This window comes from Paenibacillus sp. LS1, assembly GCF_026013365.1.
Taxonomy (GTDB): Bacteria; Bacillota; Bacilli; order Paenibacillales; family Paenibacillaceae; genus Paenibacillus.
The window spans coordinates 16544-36243 of record NZ_JAPDOE010000014.1 but is presented as its reverse complement, the minus strand read 5'-3'; the positions used below and the strand labels follow the sequence as shown (position 1 = coordinate 36243).

General features: G+C 47.9%; 13 protein-coding genes. 9 read left to right on the top strand and 4 right to left on the bottom strand.

Annotation, left to right across the window (positions count from 1 at the left end; genetic code table 11):
• Nucleotides 1-47 precede the first annotated feature (47 nt).
• Both OM416_RS28020 and OM416_RS28015 read right to left on the bottom strand, forming a co-directional pair.
• Nucleotides 48-737 carry a response regulator transcription factor gene (locus OM416_RS28020; RefSeq protein ID WP_264934980.1) on the bottom strand — a complete coding sequence of 230 codons (690 nt, stop codon included), beginning with the start codon at nucleotides 735-737 and terminating at the stop codon, nucleotides 48-50.
• 20 nt (nucleotides 738-757) lie between these two features.
• Nucleotides 758-1969: a sensor histidine kinase gene (locus OM416_RS28015; RefSeq protein ID WP_264934978.1), complete on the bottom strand. Its 1212-nt coding sequence runs from the start codon at nucleotides 1967-1969 to the stop codon at nucleotides 758-760.
• 210 nt (nucleotides 1970-2179) lie between these two features.
• Here OM416_RS28015 and OM416_RS28010 point away from each other — a divergent pair, with 210 nt between their 5' ends.
• Genes OM416_RS28010 through OM416_RS28000 form a run of 3 tightly spaced genes read left to right on the top strand, consistent with a single transcriptional unit; the run spans nucleotide 2180 to nucleotide 5495 of the window.
• The gene (locus OM416_RS28010; RefSeq protein WP_319951940.1) at nucleotides 2180-3115 is read left to right on the top strand and encodes an ABC transporter ATP-binding protein; all 936 of its coding nucleotides are present in this window, start codon (nucleotides 2180-2182) and stop codon (nucleotides 3113-3115) included.
• Between the two features lie 12 nt (nucleotides 3116-3127).
• Nucleotides 3128-4324, top strand: coding sequence for an ABC transporter permease (locus OM416_RS28005; protein WP_264934976.1), 1197 nt, complete (start codon nucleotides 3128-3130; stop codon nucleotides 4322-4324).
• Entirely contained in the window at nucleotides 4317-5495 is a 1179-nt protein-coding gene (locus OM416_RS28000; RefSeq protein ID WP_264934973.1) for an ABC transporter permease, read from the top strand. Before OM416_RS28005 ends, OM416_RS28000 begins: the two co-directional genes overlap by 8 nt.
• 102 nt (nucleotides 5496-5597) lie before the next feature.
• On the opposite strand, the gene OM416_RS27995 is transcribed toward OM416_RS28000, so the two are convergent.
• Together OM416_RS27995 and OM416_RS27990 are read right to left on the bottom strand one after the other, a co-directional pair.
• Nucleotides 5598-6422 carry a flagellar motor protein MotB gene (locus tag OM416_RS27995; protein WP_264934971.1) on the bottom strand — a complete coding sequence of 275 codons (825 nt, stop codon included), beginning with the start codon at nucleotides 6420-6422 and terminating at the stop codon, nucleotides 5598-5600.
• Nucleotides 6406-7203 (bottom strand): flagellar motor protein, encoded by a 798-nt coding sequence (locus tag OM416_RS27990; protein WP_264934969.1) that lies wholly within the window; start codon nucleotides 7201-7203, stop codon nucleotides 6406-6408. The genes OM416_RS27995 and OM416_RS27990 overlap by 17 nt, the downstream gene beginning before the upstream one ends.
• Nucleotides 7204-7372: 169 nt before the next feature.
• On the opposite strand from OM416_RS27990, the gene uvrB reads away from it, so the two are divergent.
• From uvrB to OM416_RS27960, 6 genes are all read left to right on the top strand, one after another.
• The gene (gene uvrB / locus OM416_RS27985) at nucleotides 7373-9364 is read left to right on the top strand and encodes an excinuclease ABC subunit UvrB (protein ID WP_169479716.1); all 1992 of its coding nucleotides are present in this window, start codon (nucleotides 7373-7375) and stop codon (nucleotides 9362-9364) included.
• 597 nt (nucleotides 9365-9961) lie between these two features.
• Complete coding sequence (gene uvrA, locus OM416_RS27980; RefSeq protein ID WP_264934966.1) at nucleotides 9962-12820, top strand: excinuclease ABC subunit UvrA; 2859 nt, start codon at nucleotides 9962-9964, stop codon at nucleotides 12818-12820.
• Between the two features lie 341 nt (nucleotides 12821-13161).
• Entirely contained in the window at nucleotides 13162-13374 is a 213-nt protein-coding gene (locus OM416_RS27975) for a hypothetical protein (protein ID WP_017692026.1), read from the top strand.
• 277 nt (nucleotides 13375-13651) lie between these two features.
• Complete coding sequence (locus OM416_RS27970) at nucleotides 13652-14818, top strand: S1C family serine protease (RefSeq protein ID WP_264934964.1); 1167 nt, start codon at nucleotides 13652-13654, stop codon at nucleotides 14816-14818.
• A gap of 46 nt (nucleotides 14819-14864) precedes the next feature.
• Nucleotides 14865-16760, top strand: a complete 1896-nt coding sequence (locus tag OM416_RS27965) for a stalk domain-containing protein (RefSeq protein ID WP_264934962.1) — start codon at nucleotides 14865-14867, stop codon at nucleotides 16758-16760.
• 326 nt (nucleotides 16761-17086) lie between these two features.
• On the top strand, nucleotides 17087-19600 hold the full coding sequence (locus tag OM416_RS27960; protein ID WP_017692029.1) for a U32 family peptidase: 2514 nt from the start codon (nucleotides 17087-17089) through the stop codon (nucleotides 19598-19600).
• The last annotated feature ends 100 nt before the right edge of the window (nucleotides 19601-19700 follow it).

Sequence of the window (19700 nt, the reverse complement as noted above, 5' to 3'; positions counted from 1 at the left end):
AAAAGGTATTTCCTAACGCCGTCGCAGGCAAGGGAAATACCTTTTTGTTATTTTTTTAACATAAAGATGGCGATTTGGGTCCGATCACGCAAGCTCAGCTTGCCGAGAATATCCGTGACGTAGTTTTTGACCGTGCCTTCACTGAGGAACAGTTTGGCGGCAATTTCCTTATTGGATAGCCCCTCCGATATGGCTTCGGCAACCGCCAGCTCCATACGTGTCAGTCCATAGGCTTCGATTGGATTCTGTGTCAGGGGAGTCGTAGCAGGACGAAGAAGTCCTGTTAGCTTGCGGGCAATATCCGGATGAATTAACATATCACCGTTATGTACGGTCTTGATGCCTTGAATAATCCGCTCGGGTGGAACATTTTTGAGCAAATAACCGCTTGCTCCATTCTGTAATGCCTGAATAATATACTCATCGTCGTCAAAAGTAGTTAGCATGAGCACCTGGATTTCAGGAAAACGTGACTTGATGCGTTTGGTACCTTCAACTCCGTCACATTCCGGCATCCGAATATCCATTAAGACCACGTCCGCAGGAGTCCCTGTCTCAAGCAATTCCAACGCTTCCTGCCCGTTTGAAGCCGTGCCTGTAACAATAATGCCGGAGCCCAGTCCGAGCAACACTTTAAGGCTTTCGCGAATGAAGTAGTCGTCGTCGGCAAGAATTAGCCGAATAAGTGGGGGCTGAGCTGAATCATTCTTGTTGTTCATATCATTCTGTTCGGACATGAGAACATTCACTTCCTTTTTCAGAGTATATCCATCTGGTTCGTTAATGGAATGCGTGTAATCACTGTATACGGATAAGCCGATTGAATCTCCAGGACTCCTCCCACCATTTGTGTGCGCAGAAGCATACCTTCCTGTCCTATGCCATTTCGCTTGGAAGAATGAGGATTGATTTTGCCATCATTACTTACACTCATACAGACTTCCTGATCACCGAATACCAGCTCTACTGTGATTGAAGAAGCATTTCCGTGTCGCAGGGCATTGGTCAGGGATTCTTTGGCATTTTTGTATAAAACAATCTGTATGCTGGGATACAGCACATGGGATGAGCCATGAACTTTATAATTTGTCTTCACGCCGGTATCTCTACCCACTTCCTCTAGGAGACGATCCAGGGCGTAGGCTTCGGATGCATAGGAATTAGGTTGCAGTTTGTGCAATGTGCTGCGCATGTCATCCATACTATCGGCCAATTGATCGCGAATCTGTCTCACCATTTCCGTTCCTTGTTCCATATTCAAGGGGATGGTCAGCAGTGCGGCTTCCGACATCATTTTAGTGCGAATCAGTCGATGCCCGATATCGTCATGAAGCTGTCTTGAGATACGGGTACGTTCCTCTGCCTGAGCCACTCCTTCAAGTTGCTTTGTAAATAACAGCAGCTGCGCACGAGTTTCTTGTAGCTCGTAATGTTTGCTGCGAAGTTCGTCATAGACTTGTTCCAGTTGTCCGCGGCTGCTCGCCGTTCTTGATCCCTGCCAGGCCAGAGCCGCTGTGATGAGCAGAAGCAGGTTGCCAAGAACCATCGCAGTTGTCTCTGCGGAGAGTAATGTAGGGGCGGTTGTATTTAGTGTGGTTAACCCTGGTTGAGGTGCCTGTGGGTCAGAATAATGCCAATGCAATGCGATATTGCTTACCACAAGCTGACTTCCAAACATCAGCCACCGCTGGCTCCCCTCCAGTCTGTACATATACACGTAAAGCACGGATAGAGAAAGGAATAACATGAATGGTCCATACGAAGCAATCAGCCAACAGCTCCAGAGTATTTCCGCCAGAAGCAACAGCCACTGCTGTGCACTTGAACGGGTGAAATCTTTCCACACGGAGAGCCCAAGCGCGATGATGATATACAGGGTGTAGACGGCTTCGTTTTCCAAGGGTAGCATCAACAGGTACAGCACTGCTGGAAAGATAATTAATCCGTATTGCAGAAACCGCATCGGCATATGGTTGTGACATCCTTTATATAAAAGTGGAGTAGAAAATCTCTCGGTAATGCGCCCTTGATTATACCATAAGCAGCATTCGAATCAGGAGATGACTTAAGTCACCTTCCATTCATGACTTTTTGTACCTTCGCTACAGATTGCGATCCGTTACAATAAAATTATGAAATCCAGCGGCGGAAGTCGAACCGGAAAAGGGGCGTAAAAGGGATGGGTATACTTGAAGTGGATCATGTAGTAAAACGATACGGCAGCAGGCTGTCCGTGGATCATTTGAACCTTAGTGTTGGCAAAGGCGAAATTTTTGGATTACTCGGTCCCAATGGAGCAGGGAAAAGTACCACCATCAGCATGATTGCAGGGCTCCTGAGTATGGATCAGGGTGAAATCAGATTAGACGGGATATCGGTCAAGGAGCGACCGCTTGAAGTAAAGCGCAAGATCGGACTGGTTCCGCAGGATCTGGCGTTATACGAAACGATGACGGCTGCGGAGAATGTGACTTTTTTTGCCCGACTGTACGGACTGCGTGGAAAGTTGCTTAAGGAAAGAGTGCAGGAGTCCCTTGAATTTGTAGGGTTACAGGACAAAGCAAAGGACGCCCCCTCGACCTTCTCCGGCGGTATGAAACGCAGGTTAAACATCGCATGTGCGATTACACATCGCCCGGATCTGATTATTATGGATGAACCAACAGTTGGTATTGATCCACAATCTCGGAATCATATTCTTGAATCGGTACGCACACTCAATAAGATGGGTTCAACGATCATATATACAAGTCATTACATGGAGGAAGTGGCGGCGATTAGTCACCGGGTTGCGATTATGGATCAGGGGCGAATTATTGCCTGTGGGACTGAAGCAGAGCTGAGAGAACAGGTAGCATCGGAGGAAAAAGTAGTGCTCTCCACTTCCGGTATCGGTCCCGACGTCGTGGAAGAACTGAAACTTCACCCTCGCGTGCGAATGGTAGACGTTTCAGAGAATACACTGACCATTACGCTGCCTTCAGCACAGCAGGATCTCCAGGATCTGCTCTTCATTTGCAGCAAACATGAAATATCCATTCAGTCGCTCAAGGTGGAAGAGCCGGATCTGGAAACGTTGTTCCTCAATCTGACCGGGCGTACGCTTCGGGATTAGGGGGAGCGAGAGATGAATATATGGCATATTTGCATTTTTGAATTGAGACGTATTCTTAAGATTCGATCTGTAGTGTTGAACCTGTTCATTCTGCCGTTGTTATTGATTTTCATATTGGGCACGGCGCTTTCCAGTACGATGGGTACGGCGGATGATGTTATTCCGGATACTGTACGTGTGGGAATAATCCATATGAATTCCGAATCAGGCGGAGGACCAGATACGCTTAATCAAGCGCTGGATACATTCGTGAACTCTCCAGTGGTAGCGGAGATGGTTAAAGTTCAGAACTTTACAACAGAAGAAGAGGCTGTCCATTCGCTGCGTACCAGCAAGTTGGACTTTGCCGTAATGATTCCTTCGGATTTTGAACAGAACGTGATGATGGGGAAAAAGGCCCGGTTACAGTGGATTCGAGGAAAGGACAACACACTTAATACGTTGGGTGAAACTTTGTTCACACGTTTTACGGATGAATTGAACCGACAGATGGCGATTACCAAAGTGCTCGGTCCGGAAGTGATTGCTGCCATGGCCGCTTATTCGGAGTCTGGTGATGCGAATTCCACCTCCATTGCTGTCATTAATCCCGGTAAGACAGGTACGGCGTATAGTGCCTCCCAATACTATGCAGCATCCATGCTGGCGATGTTCATGTTGTACTCAGGCATGACAACAAGCACCAGCCTTTTTGGAGAGCGTGATAACAAAACGTTAATTCGCCTTCAGGCTGCGCCTATAGGCAATGGAGTTATTTTCGCTGGCAAAATTGCAGGCAACAGTCTGCTCGCTTTCTTGCAAGCAACGACGATCATCCTTATGACGTATTGGTTCTATGGTGTGGATTGGGGAACACATCCTTGGTATATCGTGCTAACTTGTGTCTTCATCACATTGGCATCCATGACCCTTGGCGTAATCGTGGCATTGGTATGCAAAAGTACGGCATCAGCCAGTGCAACGATACAAGGTATCATCGTTATTATGACATTCATCAGCGGTGGATTCATGCCCATTCCGATTGATTTTGTACAACGGATTAGCGGATTTACGGTTAATCACTGGGCGCTCCAGAGTTTTCTGAGAATGATGCTGGATGCACCTGTAGGAGAGATTGTGTACAGCATTCTAATGTTAGGCGTGGTATGCGTTGTATTGTTGTTCATCTCAGGATTGATCTATAGAAAGGCAGGATACCGATATGAATAGTCTACACATCGCCTGGTTGATGATCAGACGTACACTTGGTCGTAAAATGGGCTTCATTACGTTTCTGCTTCTGCCTTGCCTGGTGGTTACGGGAGCGGTTGCCCTTTTTGGGAGTGAGCAGAGTACACGGACTGTCATTATCTACGTCAATGAGGATACAGGGGTAGCAGGGACATGGATGATTAATGAACTTGCTGGCAAAGAGGAGTATCTGCTCAAGCCAATGAACAATGAAGCAGAAGTGAAGGAAGCTATTGCTCAGCAAAAAGGAAGTTCTGGCATCATCATTCCTGCACATTATACGGAGGATCTCCTACAAGGTGAGGCAATCGAGATCCAACTGGTGGAACTGCGTATAAGTGAAGATTCCTATACCCTACGAGCGGCGGTTGAAGGTTTGACGAGCGGATTGCAACAATCTGCTTCAGCTGTTATGTTGGCCGCGGGTCGTGTCTCAAGTGAGAATGACATAGCGGTGAAGATACAGAAGCCGTTTGAACAGCTTCTACAGGAGATAGGAAAACATCAGGTTGCTGGTGAAGTCACCGATCTGCAGATCTATTCCAAGCCAGGCCTGAACAATGTGACTGGATTTACAATCATGTTTATGATGGGTCTGCTGACCAGTGCAGTAGCTGTGATTATGGAGGATCGCAGGAAACGCACGATGGCCAGAGTGTATACGGCACCCGTACGCGCATATGAGATTGCGCTTGGCAATTTCTTGGGCAGCTTTGTCATTGGTATGATTCAGATTGTTATGGTTTTGGGAGTCAGTAGGTGGCTGCTGCATTATGATGCGGGTATTCCTTTTGGAATTCATTTCATGATCTTGGCGGCATTCATGCTGGTCTCGATGGGGATTGCGAGTACTGTTGCAGGATTAATCCGTAATCCCAAAAATGCGAATATGCTGAATTCACTCGTCATTATGCCAACTTGTATGATAGGTGGTTGTTTCTGGCCGATCTCGTTGATGCCTGATTATATGCAGAAGCTCGCCAACTTTGTTCCACAGAAATGGGCGATTCAGGCGGTGGAAACGATCTCCGCTGGCGGTACGTTATCGGATATTACACTACCACTATTGATTTTGTTCGGAATGGCTGCCATTTTGTTGACGGTTGGTTCTGCAATTTTGCGTCCCAGTCAGCCGGGTGTGGATGCATAAGGTAATACGACATAAAAGAAAGCACGCTCTGCTGAATTGAATTCAGTTAGAGCGTGCTCTTTTTGCTTATAAGTAATGATGCATTATGCGAGATAATGTTGATTAAGGTTGGAGCTGACGTAAGACAGTAATTTCCACTCGACGGTTCTTTTGTCTGCCAGCCGGTGTGGTGTTGTCACCCGTTGGGCGAGTATCCGCATACCCGGCATATTGGAAGCCGTCAGGGTTGAGCTTCTCTGTATCCAGAAAGAATCGCAATACAGATAGTGCGCGTTCCCCGGAAAGCTGCCAGTTATCGGTATAGGCGGAGTTTGCCCCCACAGGAACATTATCGGTGTGACCCTCAATGCTGACAACGGTATTCAGATCACGGAACAGGCTGGCAAGCTTACTAAGTGTTGGTGCTGCACCATCCTTTAGAGCGGCCTGTCCCTGGTCAAAAAGGAAACGGTCACTTAGGGTAATGGAGAGGCCCTGTGGCTTATCCGCAACAAAAATCTGATTTTCCAGTTTATTATCCTCAATATATTGGGTAATCACATTGAACAGATTTTGCAGTTCCTGTTCCTGTGATCTGAATTGCTCTTCCCGCTCTGTGAGAGGCTTGTCGTCATCTTCTGGCGTGGCAGTCCCGGAATCGGAAGGCGTTCCTTCACCCTGAACCTCGGATGGTGGGGTCTCTGTAATCGTCTGTCCGGGTTTCTCACCGAGTCCTTCACCAAGCTCAAGTACAGAGTCGGACGCGTTGAATGTATTTTGTAAGGATTGAGTAACGACGTCATATTTACCGGAATCCAGATTGCTCATGGCGTACATGATGACAAAAAAGATCAAAAGCAGGGTGATGAGATCGGCATAAGTAATCATCCAGCGATCCCGATGATCAACAGTTGCACGTTTTCCGCGACGTTTACTGCGCCGACTCATCCAATCCCTCCTTTGCTAGGGGGCGTATATGCTCACGATGCGTGAGGGTGAAGGACTCCAGTCTTTTGCGTACAAGCTGGGGATTCTCACCGTTCTGAATGGCAAGTACACCTTCGAGAAGCATTTCCATGGTCTGAACTTCGTCAGCACCTCTGGATTTGATCTTGGAGGCAATGGGCAAAAAGATAAGGTTGGCACTGGCGACCCCATACAGGGTTGCGGTAAAGGCAACAGCAATAGCAGGTCCGAGTCCTGTGGGATCGGTCAAACTGCCGAGTACCTGAATAAGTCCCATCACAGTTCCGATGATCCCCATGGTTGGAGCGTACCCACCAGCGGATTCAAATATTTTGGCATATCCCTCATGTTTTTGTTCAATCGAGTCAATTTCCATCTCCAGGATCTGGCGAACCACATCCTGATCGGTACCATCGACAACCATCTGAATACCATCTTGCAAAAATGGATGCGGATGATCCATAACCTTACGTTCCAATGCAAGCACACCTGAGCGGCGTGCGATTGAAGACATCTCGACCAGTTCTTCGACCCACAAGCCTGATTCATTATTGTTACGTCCAAAAGCCATACGCAGGGCAGCTGGAATCGTACGCAGGCGATGTGCTGGGAAACTGGCAACCACAGCAGCTATTGTTCCACCGAATACAATTAAAGCAGCCGTCTTTTGCAGGAGACCCGATAATTGGCCGCCTTCCCACAAAAAACCGCTAATGACTGCGGCAATTCCGGCAATAATACCGATAAGTGTCGCAATATCCATAAATTAACTCACTCCTATCTTCATTTCACGTTTGCATCACTAAAACGAACGAGGTATAATTAAACGGGAACAAATATTCCTATTACTATAAGTTTTCCCATATGAAAATTCGGGGAACTTCGACAATATATAGTGACTATTATTTTAGACGATAGGGTGAGATACGGCAATGAGCGATATTATAATGAGCGACAAAACGTTCGAAATCGAGTCAGAGTTTTCTCCCCAAGGTGATCAGCCTGCAGCCATTAAAGAATTGGTGAAGGGTGTTCAGGAGGGGAAAAGGTATCAGACACTGCTGGGCGCAACCGGTACGGGTAAGACGTTTACAATTGCCCAGACGATTGCTCAGCTGCAACGGCCGACGCTGATTATTGCGCACAACAAGACGCTGGCAGCGCAGCTTGCAAGTGAGTTCAAAGATTTTTTCCCTAATAACATGGTTGAGTATTTCGTCAGTTATTACGATTATTTTCAGCCAGAAGCATATATCCCGTCCTCCGATACGTATATCGAGAAGGATTCCAGTATTAATGAAGAGATCGACAAACTGCGGCATGCAGCGACAAGTTCGTTGTTTGAGCGCAGGGATGTCATTATTGTAGCGAGTGTGTCCTGTATTTATGGTTTGGGTTCACCTCACTCATATTCCAGCATGTTGCTGTCGCTCCGGGTAGGTATGGAGAAACCACGTAATCAGATCTTATCCCGACTGGTAGAGATCCAGTATCAACGGAATGATATTAACTTTGTACGGGGGACATTCCGTGTCCGTGGGGATGTTGTAGAGATCTTCCCTGCCTCCAAGGGCGAACACGCGATTCGGGTTGAATTGTTCGGTGATGAGATCGAGAAAATTACGGAGATTGACGTGTTAACCGGTGAACTGATTGGCGAACGTGAACATATTGCCATCTTCCCGGCGTCTCACTTTGTAACGCAAGAAGAGACGATGAAGGTTGCGCTGGTTAACATTGAGCGTGAACTGGAAGAGCGTCTTGAAGCGTTGCGTGAACAGGGGAAATTGCTGGAGGCTCAGCGACTGGAGCAGCGCACACGGTACGATATCGAGATGATGAAGGAAGTTGGATTCTGTTCAGGGATCGAGAACTATTCAGGACCTCTGACTTTCCGTGAACGTGGCGATACGCCATACACACTGATGGATTACTTCCCGGATGACATGTTGATCGTGGTTGATGAGTCCCATGTGACCCTGCCACAGATCCGTGCGATGTACAATGGTGACCAAGCGCGGAAGACGGTATTGGTTGAGCATGGATTCCGTTTGCCGTCAGCATTGGATAATCGTCCACTCAAATTCGACGAGTTCGAAGGCAAGATGGATCAGATTATCTATGTATCGGCCACACCGGGTCCTTATGAGATTGAGCATACGGATACGATGGTGCAACAGATTATTCGTCCAACCGGACTGCTTGATCCAATTATCGAACTGCGTCCAACGAAGGGACAGATCGATGACTTGATCGGTGAGATTAATGATCGGATTGCCAAAGACGAGCGTGTGTTGATTACAACATTAACGAAGAAGATGTCTGAGGACCTGACGGATTATCTGAAAGAAATTGGAATCAAGGTACGTTACCTGCATTCCGAGATTAAAACGTTGGAACGGATGGCGATTTTACGTGATTTAAGGTTGGGCGTTTTCCATGTGCTAATCGGAATCAACTTGCTCCGGGAAGGTCTGGATCTGCCCGAAGTATCCTTGGTAGCCATATTGGATGCCGATAAAGAAGGATTCCTGCGTTCCGAGCGTTCACTAATCCAAACGATTGGTCGTGCAGCACGGAACAGCGAGGGTCGCGTTATTCTATACGGTGATAAAGTAACCGATTCGATGGACAAGGCGATTAAGGAAACCGAACGCCGTCGTGAGATTCAGATCGAGTACAACGAGAAGCATGGAATTACACCACAGACGATTCGCAAAAAAGTGCGTGATGTGATTGAGGCAACCAAAGTTGCCGAATCCAAGAAAGACTATCTCACAGGCGCAGCCGAGAAGATGTCGAAGAAGGATCGCCAGGCGCTTATTCAGCGCCTAGAGGTAGAGATGAAAGATGCAGCCAAAAACCTGCAGTTTGAACGTGCTGCCGAGCTTCGCGATGCGTTGCTGGAACTTCGCGCTGAATAAGGTACAGCTCTTTCATATGCTCCATAAAAGAGAGATCTGTAACAAGAGAACGGCCAATTGGCCGTTCTCTTGTTGAGTAAGGAAATCATCTATATCTACCGATAATAAGAGATGTTGAAATCTTGGAATCAGGTCTATACTGATAGAAAAGTTGAAATTGGTTAAAAGGTTTATAGGAAAGCAATTGGGAGTCGTGTCCCCCTGGGAGTCGAGAGCGCCTCGGTGTTGACCTTGGAGCCGAGCCAAAGGCAATGGCGACCTGTCGCGAACGTGGCGAAGCCGAGAGCGTCCGGGTGTTGAACTTTGGAGCCGAGCCGAAGGCAATGGCGACTTGTCGCGATCAAGGCGAAGCCGAGAGCGTCACCTCGCAGTAGAGCGGCCACATAAGGTTCCGGCAATGAGCGGGAACCTTATGTGGAGCCGCGGGCACACGACCACCCTTCACATAGCAAGACCCGACCCCTCACCGTTGCACCGCTTGTTTCGGGTGTCCAGAGGGCTGCGCCCTCTGGGGCCCTCCCTTGGAAGGGAGGGTTTGGGAGGGATCGAAAAGTCTTTTAAAAGGTTGGATTAGTAAATTTGAGAGGATGAATTCTATTGGCGAGCGATAACATTGTCATTAAAGGCGCGCGAGCGCATAACCTGAAAAATATCGATATTACCATCCCGCGTGATCGCTTTGTTGTATTGACCGGCTTGAGTGGCTCAGGCAAGTCCTCGCTGGCTTTTGACACCATCTATGCCGAAGGACAGCGACGTTATGTAGAATCATTGTCAGCTTATGCACGACAGTTTTTGGGGCAGATGGAGAAACCGGATGTGGATTCCATCGAAGGATTATCTCCTGCCATTTCAATAGATCAGAAAACAACAAGCCGTAACCCGCGTTCCACGGTGGGAACTGTGACGGAAATCTATGATTACCTGCGTCTGTTATTTGCACGTGTGGGTCATCCGCATTGTCCAGACCACGGCGTTGAGATCAGTTCCCAGACCGTAGAACAAATGGTTGACCGCATTATGCAATATCCAGAGCGTACCCGGTTGCAGATTTTGGCACCTATTATCTCTGGCCGCAAGGGCGAGCACAAAAGTGTATTTGCCGATGTGTCCAAGCAGGGCTTTGTTCGTGTACGGGTGAACGGGGAACTGCGTGACTTGTCAGAAGATATTCAATTGGAGAAAAACAAGAAGCATACGATTGAAGTCGTTGTTGACCGGATCGTTGTTAAAGATGATGTACAGGCGCGTCTGGCCGACTCTATTGAAACAGCACTTAATTTGTCCGGTGGACAACTACTTGTGGACATTATGGGCGAAGAAGAGCTGCGCTTCAGTTCCAACTTTGCCTGCCCGGTGTGCGGATTCAGTATTGAAGAGCTTGCACCGCGGATGTTCTCATTCAACAGTCCTTTCGGGGCTTGCCCGGATTGTGATGGGTTAGGTGTCAAAATGATCGTTGACCCTGACCTGCTCGTACCGGATCGCAGCAAGACGATTGAAGATGGTGCTTTCGATGCTTGGACTGGTGGAACATCAACCTATTATCCGCAGTTCCTGAAGTCAGTATGTGAACACTTCAACATTCCGCAGAATGTGCCTGTCGAAGATCTGCCGGCTGAACAGATGAACAAGTTGTTACAGGGTACAGGTACGGAGAAAATCCGTTTCCGGTATGAAAATGATTTTGGACAACGCAAGGAAGCACTGGTTACCTTTGAAGGTATCGTAAATAATCTGGAGCGTCGTTACCGTGATACGGCATCTGAAGGTATCCGCGAATTCATTGAAGGTTACATGAGTGCGAAGCCTTGTGGTACGTGTAAAGGTCAGCGTCTGAAACGGGAAAGTCTCGCGGTTACGATTAATGATCACAACATGGCGTATGTGACTAGTTTGTCCATTGGTGAAGCTGGCCGATTCTTCGATACATTGGAATTGACGGAGAAAGAGCAGACGATAGCCAAGCTGATTTTGAAAGAGATCAACAGCCGTCTTGGCTTCCTGGTGAACGTAGGTCTGGATTACCTTACACTGAGTCGTGCTGCCGGAACGTTGTCCGGTGGGGAAGCCCAACGGATCAGACTGGCCACACAGATTGGTTCCAGCCTGATGGGTGTACTGTATATTCTGGATGAGCCAAGTATCGGATTGCATCAACGGGATAATGACCGTCTGATTTCAACGCTTGCGCATATGCGGGATATTGGTAACACGTTGATTGTGGTTGAACATGATGAGGATACGATGATGGCTGCCGATTATATTATTGATATTGGTCCTGGTGCAGGTATCCATGGAGGTACCATTATGTCACAGGGTACACCGGAAGAGATCATGAACGATGAGAACTCGTTAACCGGTCAATATCTGAGTGGTCGCAAATTCATTCCTATTCGTGCAGAACGTAGAAGTGTAGGAGACCGCTGGCTGGAAGTACGCGGAGCCAAAGAAAATAACCTAAAGAATCTGAATGTGAAGATTCCTGTGGGTGTGTTTACTGCGGTAACGGGTGTGTCCGGTTCAGGTAAATCCACATTGATCAATGAAATCCTCTACAAAACGCTGGCACGTGATCTGAACCGTGCTCGGGTACGTCCGGGTCAGCATAAAGAGATTCGTGGTCTGGAGCATATCGATAAAGTCATCGATATTGACCAGTCGCCAATCGGGCGGACACCACGTTCCAACCCGGCTACGTACACAGGTGTCTTTGATGATATCCGGGATTTGTTTGCTCAGACGAACGAAGCCAAGGTACGTGGATACAAGAAAGGCCGATTCAGCTTCAACATCAAAGGTGGACGTTGTGAAGCCTGCCGTGGAGACGGCATTATCAAGATCGAGATGCACTTCTTGCCAGACGTTTATGTCCCTTGTGAAGTCTGCAAAGGCAAACGATACAACCGGGAAACGCTTGAAGTGAAATATAAAAACAGAAACATTTCCGATGTGTTGGAAATGACGGTTGAAGATGCAACCCAATTCTTCGAGAACATTCCGAAAATCCATCGCAAAATGCAGACACTGATGGATGTGGGTCTGGGTTATATTAATCTGGGACAACCTGCAACTACATTGTCTGGTGGTGAAGCCCAGCGGGTGAAACTTGCTTCCGAGCTGTATCGCCGCAGTACGGGGAAAACGATCTACATTCTCGATGAGCCGACAACCGGTTTGCATGTCGATGATATCGATCGTTTGCTGAACGTATTGCACCGTCTGGTTGATTCTGGGGAATCAGTGTTAGTAATCGAGCATAACCTGGATGTGATCAAAACGGCAGACTATGTTGTCGATCTGGGTCCAGAAGGCGGTAGCGGTGGAGGAACCATTGTTGCAACTGGAACACCTGAGGATATCATTAAAGTGGAAGCTTCCTATACAGGCAAGTACTTGAAGCCGGTTTTGGAGCGGGATACTGAACGGAGTAAGGCACTGCAATTGGTGGACTAAGTTCTTATAGTCAGAGATTTTTGAACGAAAAATGGTAGTGAACAAGCCCTTCTTTTCGAGAAGTGTGAGACATTGGATTACGATCTGATATGCTCTGCTTTCGAAAGGGAGGGTTTTATTTTTAAATGGGATATGTAGGAGGTTCCCCTGTATTATATTGCTTTAGTGAAAGTGTTTACATATGCATTGCGACGAGCATTACAGGAATATTCGGCCAAATTGGATTTTTTTCATTTTTATGGATGATAGGGCTTGCATTACAAGCAGGGTACAGATAACATAGAGGAAGATATTAGGGTATGCGTTAGCTGTTCAACTATGGTGAGGAGGTCTGTCTATCCATGCTGTTTGCAGAAGCTGCCACGGCGAGTACATCGAATTTTAATGCATTTGATATTTTTGTCATCTTATTCACGATCCTGATTTTCATCGGAGTCGTTCGCCTCCTTCGGGCACCGAAGAAGAATCTGTTTGCGATTGGATTTGCAGTAGTCAGCCTACTGGTATTTCTAATGACAGACTATGCGATGATAACCGGTTGGTTTGCTCAGTAGGAATGCTGTTGAAGCGAATGGAATGTAAGCCAATAGAGGTACAGACGAACACTTTCCAGAGAGACATGGAGGGTGTTTTTTTCATTTAGTTTGAACGATTGAAGAGGATTCTATCTTCTCTACCAAAATAGCGACTTAAAACAATTGTATATCCAGATTCTGTATGATACATTGAGGGATACCGGTATTGCAGATGAGAGAAAGAGAAAATAGATTCAGCGATGAATCCGATGTCGAGTCGCGCAAGAAGGATGTATAGAGAGGGTCAGGTGAGAACATGAGCGTGTTGGGTAAAAAGGGGATAGCCATACTAATGGCTGCTGTACTCTCAATTAGTGTGGCGGCAACGGCTGGTGCGGCTGAATCCAAAGTGGGAATGCAAGCGAAAGTGGTAGAGGGTCAAGTCTATGTGAACACCAAGGATTTAGTTAAGGCATTTGGTGGAAGTGGACAATATGATGCCAAATCCGGAACGTATACGTACAAGGGAAATGAAGCCATTCCCAAAGTGATCGAAAAGGTGTCTCCTTCGGTCGTAGGCATTATTGGGAAATCTACCGAAGTGCAGGAAGGTGCATCATCAGATGACCGCTATAATCTTGCACATGGTACAGGGGTCATCATTCGTTCCAACGGATGGATCGTGACGAATGCCCACGTGGTTGATGGATTAGTGAACCCGGTGGTCGTAACGACGGATGGCAATACATACAAAATTACGAAAACATACAGTGATGCACTAAGTGATCTGGCGCTAATCAAAATCAATGCCAAATCACTTAAACCGGCGAGCTTCGCCAAAGCTTCACAAACCTCTGTTGGTGAGACGGTGATCGCCCTAGGTACGCCAATTTCCTTTTCTTTGCGCAACTCGGCAACGGTAGGGGTAATTAGCGGCTTGAATCGTGGTGTTGAGGCGACCTACCGGTTGATTCAGACTGACACGGCCATTAACCCAGGAAATAGCGGAGGACCGCTGGTCAACCTGAAGGGTGAAGTGGTCGGTATTAATTCCATGAAATTCTCTGCGATCGGCGTAGAAAGCTTGGGATTTTCGATTCCGGTGGATACCGTTCAATATATCATCGATCAGTTTTTTAAATATGGCAAAATAAAACGTGCGAGTCTGGGGCTACAGCTGGAAGAAAGCTGGTCTGCTATTGTGGGCTTGCCTACAGATGATCCATTAACGATTACGGGCGTACTGTCTCCTGAAGCGAAGAAAGCCAAAATCAAAGAGGGCGATGTCATCTATAGTGTGGCTGGCACACGCGTGTCCTCTGTCGTGGATATTAATGAGTTGCTCAAAAAGTATCTGCCTGGGCAAAAGGTAAAGCTGTTGATGCAAACGGATGGTGATATCGTCACCCGTACGCTGGTGCTTGCTGATCGCGCAGACATCCAGGACGAGGAAGATGAAGCGTTCCTTGCAGATGAAGAATAATATAGCCCGGCAATCAACCCGGATGGAGAGAGGACGAAAGAACGGAATGAAAAAGTCATGGATACGTGTGCTGAGCACAGGTGTATTAACCGGGATGCTGACCATTGGTGCGGCACTGCCTGTATGGGCATCCGATCTAACGACGAGTGAACTACGGGTCAAAGCGGGTAGCACGAGCGCATACATTAACGGCGATAAGCAGGCCATAGCCAAACCGTACAAGGTCAAGGGTGTAACGATGGTGCCTGTCGGTGTATTCAAGAAAGCATTTGGCAGTGAAATCCGATTGGAGAAAAATGATGTCGTCAAAATCAAGGAAGGTCCGCACACGGTCACTCTAACGATTGGCAGTACGATTGCTTGGGTGGATGGTGTGAAACATGAGATGGGTGCCGCTCCCAAGATGGTGAATGGCGTACTTATGGTCCCACTTCGTCCAGTAGCTGCTGGAATCGGTGCGACGCTTGCTCCAAGCAGCTCCGGAGAAATGGTGATTCGTCTGTTGCAAACCGATGATTCTGTGGACGATGAGGATGGCAGTCATTTGGACGAAGGCAAAACCAGAATCGGTAACAGCTTTTACGGTTGGTCCATTAACTACCCGGCAGATCTCATGGTCTTCCAGACTGGTGAGCAGGAGCGCATGATGACTTTCGGCGCTGCGGACAACAGTTATTATCTTGAAGTGTATGTCAGTGATCAAGATGTGACTTTGGATTCGGATGATTTGTTGCAGCAACTTGTCCAGGAGGCCAAACAATCGGGAGATACGGTACTGGATCGTGAAGCGGTGTCAAAAGGCAAAACGCCTTATGCACGAATTATTGTGAAAGATGTAGACGGCATGTTGTGGGAGATGCGCCAGTATCTGAGCGAAGGCCGTCAATATGATGTGTACCTTGCGGATTACGAAGCCCTGAATTATAAGGATCTGGGCAAACGTGCGGCGCTGCTCAATTCATTCCAGCCTACCTATGCAGAGTCGGATCGAACGATCAAGGATCTGTCCACCGTAGATAATGGCATGCGCTCCGCGTGGAATGATGACTATGGCATTGAAATGAAGATTCCTGCCGGCTGGTCGATGGACAACAATCAGATGATCTATGAGGCCAAGGATGGAGCGTATCTGCAATGGCGTGTTACTTCGGCGAAGGCAGGTACAACGGTAAAAGATTGGAGCGGCCAACTGGATAAGTGGATGCGTGAGACATTTACACCAGAGAGTTACGAGCCAATTGGTTCATATACGATGGATATCTCGGGAGAGACTGCTGAGGTGAATGAATTCCGTTATAACTTTGGCGGGGGCTGGCAGACCGAGTTCGATGTTCTTTTGCAGAAGAATGGGTATCGATATTATGCAGAGTATACGTTCCCTGAGGAGCAGGTTGCGGATCGGGCATGGTTTGAACGGATTATGAAGAGCGTGGAGATTGATTTTGATACGGTTGCCGATAATTTCGGTCAGCTGGATGAAGATCCGTATTTGACAGACAAAACGAAGACACTCACGCGTACATCCAAACGTTATAAATACAGTGTCGATATTCCGCGGTACTGGACGCCATACAGTGATCGATTCGAATATTCACCTGTGGTGTACACCTTCACGGGCGGAGAATTCTCCATTGCGGCGAGCGAAGACAAGTCGATCGAGATGACGGTCAGTCAACTGAGAGAAGCTTATGCGGAAGCGACCAAAACGCGTAAGAACTTCAAGTTGCTTGGCAATGAGGAGCTGACGTTTGCGGGTGTGCCTGCATTTTCCTTTACGTATCATGAACTGGACAAGGGAGTGCCATATGCGGGTCGCCAGATCGTGTTTGAAAAGGACGGAACAACCTATACGATCACAAGTGGTCTGAATGATGCCAACAAGACAGAAGTTCAGGCGGCCGCCTTGGAAAAAGCAGTGAACTCATTTACTTTTATTAAATAAATGTATCGGAGCCGGAGGGTCAAAAGACCTTTCGGTTTTTTCGCCGTGCTGGAAATGAAATTGGTAAACGGTTTTTTCAGGAAAGCGTAGAAGAGTCGGTGCAGAAGTGGTACACTATACTAGTTCAGGAGTTATGACTGCTGATCTGATGAATATGGATGACTGTAAGCTTGGAGTTCAGGCAATACAGACATAATGTATAGATATAGCAATACAGTGACAATGCAGGTGTACCGGATTAGGTACAGGTTTAGGCTTGGTGACTTCAGGCATTTAAGGATATAGGGATGAAATCCGGCGGATAGCCGGTTATGGGGAGGATCTACATGAAAACAGCAACAATACGAAGAGAAGACGTTGAACTTCTGGCACCCGCTGGTGACTGGGATTGTATGCGTTCGGCGGTAGCCAATGGCGCAGATGCAATTTTCTTCGGAGTCGAAAAGTTTAATGCACGGGCACGGGCGAACAATTTCCGCATGGACGAGCTGCCGGAAATTATGGCGTTTTTGCACAGTTATGGCGTAAAAGGTTTTTTGACCTTTAATATATTGATTTTTGAAAATGAATTGACGGATGCCAAAGAACTGATTGATGCATGTGTCGATGCTGGCGTGGACGCTGTAATTGTTCAGGACTTGGGTTTGGTGAAGATGATCCGCGAGATTTCTCCGGATTTTCCGATTCATGGTTCAACACAGATGACGATTACGTCACCAGAAGCGGTTGAGTTTACGAAGCCGTTTGATATGGAACGTGTCGTTCTGGGACGGGAGAACAACCTGAAGCAGATCCAGAAGATCGGTGAGCAGGCGAAGCTTCCAATGGAAGTATTCGTTCATGGTGCACTGTGTGTGTCCTACTCGGGGCAGTGTCTGACTTCCGAAATGTGGGGAGGACGTTCCGCGAACCGTGGGGAGTGCGCACAAGCTTGTCGTCTTCCATACGACCTGATGGTGGATGGAGTGCACAAGCCGATGGGTGATGTAGCCTATCTGTTGTCTCCGAAGGATCTGGCAGCGATTGATCTGATGCCGGAACTGATCGAAGCAGGAGTAACTTCTTTCAAAATTGAAGGACGTCTCAAAACGCCGGAATACGTAGCAAACGTAGTAAGCAAATATCGTAAAGCGATTGACCGTTATTTTGATGGAGATAACACACCGCCAAGCAAGGAAGAAGTTCGCGAATTACAGCAAAGCTTCTCCCGTGGATTCACGCATGGTTTCCTGAGCGGTACAAACAATAAAGAACTGGTGGATGGAACGTTCCCGAAAAGTCGTGGTGTCTACCTCGGTCGTGTAGATCAAGTGTTGCGCGATGGTGTGGTCCTGAAGCTGGATGCACCTGTGAAACGTGGAGACGGGATCGTATTTGACGCCGGAGACCCGACTCAGAAGGAAGAGGGCGGACGCGTATACGATGTACGTCGCAAAGGCGTAAAACTCGAAGGCGAAGCTGAAGAGGGCTGGATCGTTGACGTTGTGCCAGGCCGCAGTGACGTGGATCTGCGTCGCGTGAAGGTTGGCGACAAAGTGTGGAAAACGAATGACCCGGCGCTGGACAAACGTCTGCGTCAAAGCTTCGAGACTGAGAAGCCGTACCGCGTATTCCCGGTAAAAGTTAAAGTTATCGGCAGCCCGGGGCAGCCGCTCAGCACGTGGTGGACAGACGTGCAGAAGGGCACGACCGTCCGTATTGATTCCGAGATGGAACTGGACATCGCCCAGAAGCGTCCAATGACACATGAATTGCTCGAAGAGCAGTTCGGACGTCTGGGAGGCACAGTATTTCAATTGGAAGGAATGGACGTCAACCTGCACGGTGACGTTATCATCCCAATGCGCGAGTTGAATAACATTCGCCGTCAGGCGGTAGAACAACTCGCGGGCGAGCGTCCTAAACCGCCGGTCTACGTGAAACGGGCGGTAGATGTGTACGGCGATTCGGTTAAACCGGCATCTCCAGTCGCTCGCGGTCAAGCAGAACTGACCGCGCTCTGTCGCAGCCTGCCACAAGTGGAGGCAGCGATTGAAGCAGGAATCGGCATGATCTATGCCGACTTCGAGTTTATCAAGCAGTTCCCGGCAGCCGTGGAAGCTGTACATGCCGCTGGTCGCAAGATCGCGCTGGCAACACCGCGTATTCACATGCCTGGGGAGAACGGATATCACAATAACATCCTGCGTCTGAAGCCGGATGCGGTATTGGTGCGTAATACAGGCGCGCTGTACTTCTACCTTCGTCACCGGATGGAAAACCCGGATGCGAAGCACCCGGAACTGATCGGCGACTTCTCATTGAACATCGCCAATCACAAAGCAGTTGAATTGTTCCTAGAAGCGGGATGTGACTGGATTACGCCATCCTATGACCTGAACATTCAACAAATGGTTGATTTGCTGGGCCACTCCCGTACAAGTCAGACCGAAGTGGTTATTCATCAGCATCTGCCGATGTTCCACACCGAGCACTGTGTGTACTGTACGTTCATGAGTGAAGGAACGGACTTTACGAACTGTGGACGTCCTTGTGAGGAACAGCGTGCATCCCTGCAAGACCGGATCGGCATGTCTCACCCGGTACGTGTGGATGAAGGTTGCCGCAATACGGTATACAATGCCGTGGAACAGTCAGGTGCCGAGTATCTGACTAACTTTATGGATCTGGGTGTATCCCGTTACCGTGTGGAATTCCTGGAAGAGACACCGGAGCAGGTGCGCGAAGTAATTGATCTATACAACCGTGCATTGCGCGGTGAGATCAGTGGTACACAAGTGTGGAAAACACTAAAAGCAACGAACCAACTAGGCGTTACACGTGGTCAATTGGTTAAATAAACGGATTGAATGTTACATCTTCATTTACAAGCAAGTATGAAGCAACCCCAAACTCTGCTTTAAGGAGCTCTTGGGGTTTTTTTACATCATGACACAGGAG

What these genes read in the sequence shown, in the direction of transcription:
- OM416_RS28020 (WP_264934980.1), bottom strand. Translation starts at nt 737, where the DNA reads ATGTCCGAACAGAATGATATGAACAACAAGAATGATTCAGCTCAGCCC.
- OM416_RS28015 (WP_264934978.1), bottom strand. Translation starts at nt 1,969, where the DNA reads ATGCCGATGCGGTTTCTGCAATACGGATTAATTATCTTTCCAGCAGTG.
- OM416_RS28010 (WP_319951940.1), top strand. Translation starts at nt 2,180, where the DNA reads ATGGGTATACTTGAAGTGGATCATGTAGTAAAACGATACGGCAGCAGG.
- OM416_RS28005 (WP_264934976.1), top strand. Translation starts at nt 3,128, where the DNA reads ATGAATATATGGCATATTTGCATTTTTGAATTGAGACGTATTCTTAAG.
- OM416_RS28000 (WP_264934973.1), top strand. Translation starts at nt 4,317, where the DNA reads ATGAATAGTCTACACATCGCCTGGTTGATGATCAGACGTACACTTGGT.
- OM416_RS27995 (WP_264934971.1), bottom strand. Translation starts at nt 6,422, where the DNA reads ATGAGTCGGCGCAGTAAACGTCGCGGAAAACGTGCAACTGTTGATCAT.
- OM416_RS27990 (WP_264934969.1), bottom strand. Translation starts at nt 7,203, where the DNA reads ATGGATATTGCGACACTTATCGGTATTATTGCCGGAATTGCCGCAGTC.
- uvrB (WP_169479716.1), top strand. Translation starts at nt 7,373, where the DNA reads ATGAGCGATATTATAATGAGCGACAAAACGTTCGAAATCGAGTCAGAG.
- OM416_RS27975 (WP_017692026.1), top strand. Translation starts at nt 13,162, where the DNA reads ATGCTGTTTGCAGAAGCTGCCACGGCGAGTACATCGAATTTTAATGCA.
- OM416_RS27970 (WP_264934964.1), top strand. Translation starts at nt 13,652, where the DNA reads ATGAGCGTGTTGGGTAAAAAGGGGATAGCCATACTAATGGCTGCTGTA.
- OM416_RS27965 (WP_264934962.1), top strand. Translation starts at nt 14,865, where the DNA reads ATGAAAAAGTCATGGATACGTGTGCTGAGCACAGGTGTATTAACCGGG.
- OM416_RS27960 (WP_017692029.1), top strand. Translation starts at nt 17,087, where the DNA reads ATGAAAACAGCAACAATACGAAGAGAAGACGTTGAACTTCTGGCACCC.